The 9607-nt window shown below is 45.7% G+C and carries 8 protein-coding genes; 4 read left to right on the forward strand and 4 right to left on the reverse strand.

All coding sequences use genetic code 11. The annotated features are described in order from the left end of the window. The first annotated feature begins 105 nt into the window (after positions 1-105). Entirely contained in the window at positions 106-738 is a 633-nt protein-coding gene (locus QUA45_RS26020) for a helix-turn-helix transcriptional regulator (RefSeq protein ID WP_333222645.1), read from the forward strand. A 239-nt stretch (positions 739-977) separates the two neighbouring features. Then, complete coding sequence (locus QUA45_RS26025; protein ID WP_333095236.1) at positions 978-1304, forward strand: STAS domain-containing protein; 327 nt, start codon at positions 978-980, stop codon at positions 1302-1304. 56 nt (positions 1305-1360) lie between these two features. Here QUA45_RS26025 and QUA45_RS26030 read toward each other — a convergent pair whose 3' ends face one another. Further along, positions 1361-2497 (reverse strand): PP2C family protein-serine/threonine phosphatase, encoded by a 1137-nt coding sequence (locus QUA45_RS26030; RefSeq protein WP_006632014.1) that lies wholly within the window; start codon positions 2495-2497, stop codon positions 1361-1363. Positions 2498-2913: 416 nt separating this feature from the next. On the opposite strand from QUA45_RS26030, the gene QUA45_RS26035 reads away from it, so the two are divergent. Next, positions 2914-3393 (forward strand): anti-sigma regulatory factor, encoded by a 480-nt coding sequence (locus QUA45_RS26035; RefSeq protein WP_333222646.1) that lies wholly within the window; start codon positions 2914-2916, stop codon positions 3391-3393. Positions 3394-3731: 338 nt separating this feature from the next. On the opposite strand, the gene QUA45_RS26040 is transcribed toward QUA45_RS26035, so the two are convergent. From QUA45_RS26040 to QUA45_RS26050, 3 genes are all read right to left on the reverse strand, one after another. Continuing rightward, complete coding sequence (locus QUA45_RS26040) at positions 3732-6440, reverse strand: hypothetical protein (RefSeq protein ID WP_333222648.1); 2709 nt, start codon at positions 6438-6440, stop codon at positions 3732-3734. Positions 6441-6781: 341 nt separating this feature from the next. After that, on the reverse strand, positions 6782-8371 hold the full coding sequence (locus QUA45_RS26045; RefSeq protein WP_333222649.1) for a DUF4347 domain-containing protein: 1590 nt from the start codon (positions 8369-8371) through the stop codon (positions 6782-6784). A gap of 186 nt (positions 8372-8557) precedes the next feature. Next, positions 8558-8962, reverse strand: a complete 405-nt coding sequence (locus QUA45_RS26050; protein ID WP_333222651.1) for a hypothetical protein — start codon at positions 8960-8962, stop codon at positions 8558-8560. Between the two features lie 397 nt (positions 8963-9359). On the opposite strand from QUA45_RS26050, the gene QUA45_RS26055 reads away from it, so the two are divergent. Next, positions 9360-9566: a hypothetical protein gene (locus tag QUA45_RS26055; RefSeq protein ID WP_333222653.1), complete on the forward strand. Its 207-nt coding sequence runs from the start codon at positions 9360-9362 to the stop codon at positions 9564-9566. Positions 9567-9607 lie beyond the last annotated feature (41 nt).

Consider the following 9607-nt stretch of genomic DNA (forward strand, 5'->3'; position numbering starts at 1 on the left):
CCAAATCCCTTCTCTTACTTGATGAATGAGAGGGAATTCTTATTTTCTTCTGCCTAGAGTGACAGAAGAGGGATATGTCCATTTATTAATTTGGATGAGTTTTTCGTGACTGCCAATATTCCAGATTATGCTCCTCAAATGCAACGCCTGATGGAACAGGCGGGGCTTTCGAGCGATCGAGAACTCAGCCAAAAAGCAGGAGTTTCCGAGATCCAGCTAAGTCGCCTGCGTCGCGGCTTAGCTTTGCAAACCCGAGCCGACATCCTGCTCAAAATCAGTCAAGCTTTGCAAATTTCCTTAACCGAACTGCTCGCAACCTTGGCGCCAAACTATGTAGAGTTAGAAAAGGCACTACCGACAGCCGTAGAACAAGAATATCAGCGCTTGCAAGCTTCGATCGAACAGCAGCGAGAATCTTTAATGCAGGAATTCCAGCTATCTAGCGTGCAAATTTTAGAATCTTGGATGTTGCAGTGGCCGACTGCAGCGAGCAAAGCTCAGGAAAATCACAACTTGCGGGCTCAGAAACTACTGCCCTTGCTGCGGCCCGTCGAGCAGTTATTGGAGCATTGGGGAGTGGAGTCGATCGCCCCAGTCGGAGCCCAGATTCCCTACAACCCTGAACAACACCTGCTCATGGAAGGAACAGCCGAACCCGGAGAACCCGTCAAAGTCCGCTACACAGGGTACAGACAAGGCGACAAACTCCTCTACCGGGCCAAAGTTAGCCGAGTTTGATTAATACCAGAAGGGCATTCGGCAGAACAAAGATTGTCCCTATCTCCAAATTTACTCCCGGCGAAGCGCTGCGACTCCGATCGGCGTTAGGATCCGCGACGAGCACCATCTTTTGGACTCAAAACTCTTCTCCCGCTCTCAGGCTCTGGCGCTTTCCCCTCTCTTATTTGGATCGGAGTCCATCTCGCAGCTATACTAGCCTAGTCTGGCTAGAAATTCTGACATTCCCACTGCAAAATATGAGTCCTGTAGTTAAAATTATTCAGCCCTCTGGCATTTTAGACGGCACCAAGGCAAGTCAATTCCGCCAAGAGATTAGCGACCTAGTGGAAGCGGGAGCCGATGTGGTATTGATAGACTTCACTGATGTGACATTTATGGATAGTTCTGGTTTAGGCGCTTTAGTCTTGGCGCTCAAAACAGTCCGGGCCGCTGGGAGTCAATTAGTTGTCTGTTCTATCAACGAGCAAATCCGCATCTTATTTGAACTCACCAGCATGGATCGAGTTTTCGAGATATTTCAGACCCGCGATGCTTTTAATAGCAAAATTCTCTCAACTAGCTAAATCTTTGGAATGCTGCCTTCTTGCTATTTGGTCGCAGATGCAATGCAAGAAGTCAGCTAGCCAAAGTTTACCTTGAGTAAAGACCAATCATCATCAAAAACTGCTTTAGCGTTCAACTTTTGAATGTAGTTCAAAACCAGCTCTAACTGGTCGGCACTTGCACCGTTGTAAGCTGCTAACAAATCTACGAAAGGGTCAAGCCCCCAGATATTGCCGTCAGGTTGGTGGATCTCGTATACCCCGTCGCTAAAGATGTAGAGAGTGCTCAAATCCTCGACATCGCAGCAATTATCGACATAGGGGGCGTCGGGGAACATCCCGACCGGCATTCCGGGGGTTTTTAATCGCTGGATTTTAGCGGTGCTCGCAGGGGACTGGGAAATTAACACGGCCGGTGGATGGCCGGCGCTAGCATAAACTAGCTGGCGAGAAATGCGGTTGTAAACGCCGTACCAGATGGTGAAATACTTGTCATTTTGGTAGCTCATCTGGAAGGTGGTGTTGAGGGCGCGCAAAACGTCGCTAGGTTTGTAATAGTCTATGTTGGGGAGCGTGCGCGATCGCAGCAAATTCAGCACGGCCACCGAAGGTAGCGCCGCCCGCAAACCGTGACCGGCTACGTCGAGCAAGTAAATCGCCAAATAATCGGCATCTAGCCAGTTGTAGTCGAAGCAATCTCCCCCCAACTGCCGGGAGGGAATGAATTTTGCTTCGATGCTGAAAGGTTCCGTCATAGGATCTGGCAGCAGCGATTGCACGTACTCGGCCGCCTCGGCTAACTCTGCTTCCAGACTTTGCTTGGCTATTTTCAAATCTCGGCTGAGTTGGTGCAGCCTCAATCCCGCGCGTACTCTTGCCTGTAACTCGTTGAGTTCGATCGGCTTCGAGATAAAATCGTCGGCACCGGCGTCGAGACCTTTGACTCGATCGGCGATCGAACCCAAAGAAGTCAACAAAAAGAATTGTGTAGTTGACAGATCCGGATCTGCCTTAACTCGACGACAGACATCTATGCCCGTCAAGCGCGGCATGATCCAATCGCAAATTATCAGGGCCGGACGCAATTTTTGCGCCTGGGCTACACCGTCTTCGCCATTACTTGCTACTGTTACTTCGTAACCCTGTTTTTTCAGGGTTCTTCTCAGCAGTTCCTGAACAGCCGTATCATCGTCAATAACCAGAATTTGAAACATGGGCACTTAGGTACTACAAGTTTTTCAAGGTCTGGGGGTCATTTAAAATATATCCTGTCAGCGCCCTTGTCTGAGATTGAGTATAGTTTATTGACATCGCTTTGAGGTAATTGCTTTTGACGGCGGGTCGTTGAGTTCAATTTACGTTAAAATTTGATAGAAATTTGGCGCGATCGAACTTCACTCAGTTTATACTCAGAATATAAATTTTTATAGACTTTTATTTGCCACAGGTGCTGATTGACATGAAAGTGCTATTTATGGTATACTGACTAACCGATTAGTGGATTAGACATTGATCGACAGCCCACCAAAGCTAGTATCCTCAAAGTACCACTCAATTTTGCCGCCGTTATACTTTGTCTCGTTGTATTTTATCTAGTTGTATTTTGCCCACCGGCCGATGAAGAACTTCTGTGGTGAGCGTGATTGAATTAAAGGGTTCCGAAAAGTTGCCGATGCTAAAAAAAGCGGATCTTCAAGTCAATACAGGTCTGAATGGATTAAGCTGGGTTTTGTCGTGGTTTGCACAATTGTACGACTCGCGAATTCCTACAAGTGTGTGGATACGGTGCCAGTTAGCTTTGGCTGAGGGCTTTACGAATGCGGTGCGTCACGCCCATAAGGGCAAACCAGCGGATTTGCCTGTTGACATTCAGGTGGCAGTGTTCGCTGAATCTTTAGAGATTAAAATTTGGGACTCGGGCGATCCATTTGATTTAGAGAAAAAAATCAAAGATATTTCGGAAAAAGTCGATATTCACTCTCCGGGCGGGCGGGGTCTAAAATTGATTAAAGACATCGCAGATAGTATTAGTTACGAGAGAACGGCTGATGGACGGAACTGTTTGTCGATCGTCAAAAATTATTCGCCCTGTATCGACGATCGAAAATAACACGAATATTTTTAGCGCGTAAGGGTTGAGGATCGCCCCTCAACTCTTCCCTAAGAACCCTGCGTCACTGTTAAGCTGCGTAGCAGCTTATGATCTTTTGATTTGACTGCTTCCCTAGATACTGGCAATTCCCATAGCATCGGTATTTCCGGTTCTTCCGTACTTAGTGCCCTAAAATATTATGGCACTGCAGTCCGAAGCAGATTAACTCGCAAAGTAGGTAATCTCGGTGAGAGTCCCTATTGGCTTAGATTTTCTCAAACGGTTCACAGGCTGGGATGAGCCAGAAGTCGGATTTTTTATTTGAGCAGATTAGTTCGCTTCTAATCTGAGTAAGATTAACGAGAGAGCGGATTAGCTGGAGAACCAATGCGAAAAAGGATTGTAAAAACATTATCATTCAATAATAAACGATTCCCAAAAGCATCATCACCATAATCATATTGCTTATTTTGCCAATTGAGGGATAGGGTAGGACTGTTGTAGTTATTTTCCAGTTGCCAACTTACACTAGCACCGTAGAGAGAGCGAGTCGAGTTTTTATCGATGGGGGCGATATAACCAGACAGAGTGAGAGTGCTTAGAGGACGGATGGTTAACTCAGCGAGTAAGAGATCGTCGTAGGAATTCGGCAGGATATCACCAAAATAGTTGGTCAAACCCAGAGAAAAAATTCCCCAATTCAGGCGAGCGCTAACGGCAACTTCACTAGCTGGTGAAATACTAACTAAATCACCAATTCTTGTTTCTCGATCGAGAGCATAATTGAAGCCAGTTGATAAGGTTAAATTTGCCCGCCTACTGAAACGAAAGGTTTTGGCGACACTCCCCCAAAGTTGGCTGTAATAATCGCGATCGGGGTTGAGATAACCAATCGCACCGCCGCGAAAACTCCAATTGTTTAGCGTGTTTCTGGTGTAATCAGCACCGAGGTAGAGTTTGGGCTTTTCTGAAGCAATCACACCCGTATAGTATCGCAGGATATCTTCACCTCCCGTCCAGTTTCCGGTAAAGCTGAGATGAGGATAGTAAGAGGTTTTTTCCCCATAGATACTTTCTCTAACAAAGTTGACATCTTGCTGTAAAAAGCTTAAATAAACTTGGGCATAAAAATTCTGCAAATTGGCCGTAGAATACTGATTTTGGTTAACCGCAGAGAATAACTGTACATTGGTATTTGCTCCACCTTCTGCACCAGCATCGACAAGGGTGACTTGCGGCCCTGTTGGATCGTAAAAGATTCGACCATCTTCAATATTGCGATCGATCACGGGAGAAAGACCGAGCCAAAGGCTGTTATAATTTGCTCTAGGAACTTGACTTAAGCTGGTGACATTAGGCGTTAAACTTTCTGCCCGTCCGAGTCCGGCGGAATAGATTGTAAAACTACTGCTGGGTAAACGAGTATTATTAGCCGCTAAAAATAAGTTGCGGTTGATATTAGTATTAACGTGATTTTTACTGCCTTCTAGGTCAGGAATGACATCGGGTAAAATTTGCGCCCCCGCTTGAATTGCCGTATTGAGCCAGCGATTTTCATCATCAACAAAGAGAGTAAATCCTCGAATAGTCCGCCCTAAAACGGCTTCTCTATCATTGGCTTTAACAACTTGACGAACTCGGGAAACAGTACCTGCAATCGTATAGTCATTTTCTTCTTTTCTCTCAACTTTGGTTTTTTGGGATTGGCTGTTTCCCGGATAAGCACCAGAATTTGGAAAATAAAAATCGACGCCAATCGGTTGACTGCTGGTTCCCCCTTGAAAGCCGGGAAGCTGCATAAAAGCCAAAGTTTCCGGTTTGACAACCTCCCCAACCTGAGACGTTTGAAAGACGCGGGTAGGTACGAAAAATTCTGGATCTATACTATTGCGATCGATTACTAAACCTGGGGTATAAGTACATTGTTGGTCACTAGGAGTATTGAGAAAAATACAAGCGGCCGTTAAACTCATTTGAATTTCTAACCCCGTCATGGTTTGGGGTGCGGTAGTTTTCGTTGTAATTGTTCGTTCCAGGGGAACAGTCCGCAGTTGAAAATAAGTGCCTTTTTGGTCTACTCTATAAATATTAGTTCGGCTTAAACTTTCAATAACTCGACTGTTAAGTCTGAGAGTGCCATTAAAAAAAATATCACTGTCTGTGGTGTCAGCAAAAGTCTTGAAACCACTAAACTCCCATTCAGTTAGATGGCTGATGGGAATGTCATTGAGAGGTAAATTGGTCGTGAATGGGCTGATTTTTTCGTCGGGAGCGATTCGAGGTGGAATAATGTAATCGGGGTCAGTAGATGGCGCAGAAGGTTGGGGTAATCCGTTAGGATTATTAGTTGATGGGGGTTTTGTGGGTTGAGGTTCAGGGGCTAAATTTTGGGATGAGGGTTCTAGGTTTGTAGCAGAAGTAGACCAGTTTGGTGTTTCTGATAAAGGGGTGGCTTGTGGAAGGTCGGAAACGCTTGGAGCGATTCGAGATGGAATAATGTAATCGAGGTCAATAGATGGCGCAGAAGGTTGGGGTAATCCGTTAGGATTATTAGTTGATTGGGGTTCTGTGGGTTGAGGTTCAGAGGCTAAATTTGGGGATGAAGGTTCCTGGTTTGTAGCAGAAGTAGACCAGTTGGGTGTTTCTGATAAAGGGGTGGTTTCTGGAAGGTCGGAAACACTTGGAGCGCTTGGAGGTGGAATAATGTAATCAGGGTCAGTAGATGGCGCTGAAGGTTGGGGCAATCCGTTAGGATTATTAGTTGATTGGGGTTCTGTGGGTTGAGGTTCAGAGGCTAAATTTTGGGATGAGGGTTCCAATTTTGTAGCAGAAGTAAACCAGTTGGGTATTTCTGATAAAGGGCTCGTTTCTGGAAGGTCGGAAACACTCGCAGCAGAGGCATCCAGTTGATTGGATTTGTCGAGTAAATTGGAGCGAGTTTCTGCTATAGCTGGGGTTGAGTAAGCGATGCTAAGGAGAGTCAAACCGACGAGAATACTACCATTGTATGCTGTTGAGAGGAGCGCAGTGGGGTTAACGATAAATTTGAGGAGGTTAATCATCATTAAAAGCGCGGCAAGTAGGGATTAAATATATGAGTTAATCCAGTGACTAAACTCTGAGATCCTGATGATTTAATAACAATTCAATTTCTGGCTTTAATATTGTTATCTATAGCGCGTCTAAATCATTTCTACAAATATGTAGGGGTAGCGCCCCGTGCAAACCCCTACGGATCGGGGCAACCACGGGGGGTTTGCCATTACAAGAATTACACAATTTATTTAGGCTCGCTATAGATGCAATAAAAAATATTTATAGAGATGAATATTTTGAATATTTAATAATTATAAAATCCGAATCAAGGGTGCGCTAACGGAAGTTAACGCACCTGATTATTTCAGAATTAAGACAATTCGACAGGCGCGATAGCGATAAAATCAGCCTCTCCAATCAAGGCGTAATTTGTGTTAACTAAAGAAGCGAGGGTGACTCCGGTTGATGCAATTTTAATTAAGGTGGAAGTGCCACTTTGGGCAATCTGTAAAGCGCCGAAAGTTAAACCTCCATCTAATCGGATTATGTCTACGCCATCTTGGAAATTGTAGATGGAATCCATACCCATTCCCGATGCCAGAACAAAGGTATCAATCCCTGCATTACCATAAAGCTGATCGCTTCCTGCACCGCCATTGAGGAGATCGTCACCATCACCCCCATAGAGGATGTCATTACCCACTTCACCAAGGAGTTGGTCGTTACCCGCATCACCGTAAAGACGATCGCTACCATTACCACCGTTTAGCAAATCGTTATCATTGCCCCCGTAGACAATATCGTTGCCATCGCCGCCATCAATGATATCGTTTCCAGCTTTACCGTAGATGATGTCGCTACCTGCTAAACCATTCACTTGGTCGGCATTTGCAGTCCCTTGAAAAACATCGTTATTGGGTGTGAGGTTGACAGGAGTGACAGGAGGGCTATATACCAATTCAAAAGCTGCATCATAAGGAATAGAAGCGTACCCAGGGGTGAAAAGAGCCGGAGCATTCTGATAAACAAAATCTCCCCCCGGATAAACATCACTAAAAATGCCTGCTTGCCCACCAGCTCCTGTAATCCCATCAGTTACCCCCTCTGTACTGATCAAGACTGCATATTTTTGTCCTGGTGTTAATGATGAGATGTTAGAGTTAAAAGTGAAGGTTTGAAAACCTGCTCCATGAGTCGTGGATTGAGCCGCACTCTGATATAAAATTGAACCCGTGGGAGCATTTGTGTTGGAATCCCAAGCCGTTACATAGGCTTTAAAATCTATTGTATCGGGATCAAAATCATAGTCGTCTAATATAATCTTAAACGATTGGAGCGATGATTCTGCTGCTGTGAAAGTTTGGCCATAGGTTTGTGTTCCAGGCTCCCCAAAAGCCTGAATTGAGTCGTTGCCATTCCACTGGCTTATAGTTTCTTCGGTAACAAGAACAGAGCCGTAGTTCGCCATAGCCTCGGCTTGCAGTGCCAGCACTGGCTGCATCTGGGTTGTTGTGACTTCTAGTTCCCAGTTTCCGCCTTTAGCTGCACTCCCCGTCAGGGACTTAGACGCGGCTATTTCCGACCCGGTGAGGGCGTGTAACTTAGTAATAAATTCTTCCCCAGCATCTCCAGCCGCGACGTTGCAACCATAGAGGAGAAGGTTAGCAACATCCCACTGTTGCAGTTGAGCGGCGTAGTGGATTAGGTTATCTAAACTCAGTTGGCTATTTCCCAGATACAAGCAACCTGGGGAACCGTGAGAAATAATATGAACTGCATCAATATTCTGACGGTGTTGTAAAACCAGGCTAATTTGTTCGATGCCATCGGCCCTCCCATCTAGGACAAAGACTTCTGCACTGGGAATGACACCCTCAATAAGTTGCTGGGAATTTTCGACTCCAGCATCGATAAAAACAATTGTGGTGACTGGATTGAGAGTTTTTGAATTATTTATCATGGGGTTTCGTCTGGGGAATGTCCTTGTTATTAATCAGAAGGTACTGCGGATAAAAAAACCCCTCTTAATGAGGATCTTTCCTGACTTCCTGTGGCGAGAGCCGCTGAGATCCTCATATCATCTTTGAGAGGGGAAAAATTGATTGAATTGTTGGGTCAGCTTACTAACTAACAACTCTCAACAGTTCTAGGGACTCGTAATCAAAGTACTGCCGCTAAGACTACCCAGTCTGATGGTGTACCCTGCTGTGAAGGTATTGTCTTGCGCGGTAGCGCGATCGGTGTCTTCTATTGTGTTGAGGCTAAAGCCAGCCGGGTCGCCAACAGTGTTGATAGTCAGTGCACCCGCAGTACCAATGGCAAACGCTGAGTTCTGTAAGCCATTTGCATTGGCGGCATCGTAGTTGAAAGAATGAGCGGCAGCATTTTCTTTACCCACAGCAGCCGAGACAGCCACACCTATAACCTGACCGCCGGTAATAGTGAAAGCCGCAGAACCTGCTACACCACCTTCACCTGCACGAGCTACGGTAGCGAAACCAAAAGCATTGAGAATAACGAGACCACTAACGAAAGCAATACGACGAATCATAATTTTTCAACTCCAGGGTTGGTTTTTTTTGTTCTATTAGTTAGACGTTTCCCGAAGGTGATTTGTGAATTTTTCAGTCTTTAGATAGATGGCATCTCTAACCTTTGGGGGATGACGCGGTTTGAGGGAGGATTTGACCAATTCTTGCTACGCCGTCCATCTCTTCCTGAGAATCTAGATTGAGGAAACGGGATGCCGAATTTTTCCATGCCAAATTCGGCCTAGCGCCATATCGCGCCCAGCGCCAGTCATAGAGAAAGCGGGAATATAGGGGATTGCAGCTCACGGCAGCATTAATGCCACCTGCACGCCAATAGCTTTTGGCTTTCCCAAGACTCAGAAAGCAATCGGCTGTAAAAACTGATTTAAAGCGATTTTCTGCCTGCCTATTTTTCAGATGGAAGAAAGCAAGCCACCGCCACTGTCTGCCCACATCCTCCTGTACAGTAGAAAAGGCGATACAGAAGACGCACCGTTGCGCGATATGCCTCCTGCACCCTGGCCCGATCGCATTTCCCGCGATCGAACATCGGTCAAGTATTGGTTTTCTCTGTTGAGAAACTGGGAATACCCCTCTTCTGTCACTCTAGGCAGAAGAAAATAAGAATTCCCTCTCATTCATCAAGTAAGAGAAGGGATTTGGGT

The organism is Microcoleus sp. Pol12A5 (genome assembly GCF_036701435.1).
In the GTDB taxonomy this organism is placed as follows: domain Bacteria; phylum Cyanobacteriota; class Cyanobacteriia; order Cyanobacteriales; family Microcoleaceae; genus Microcoleus.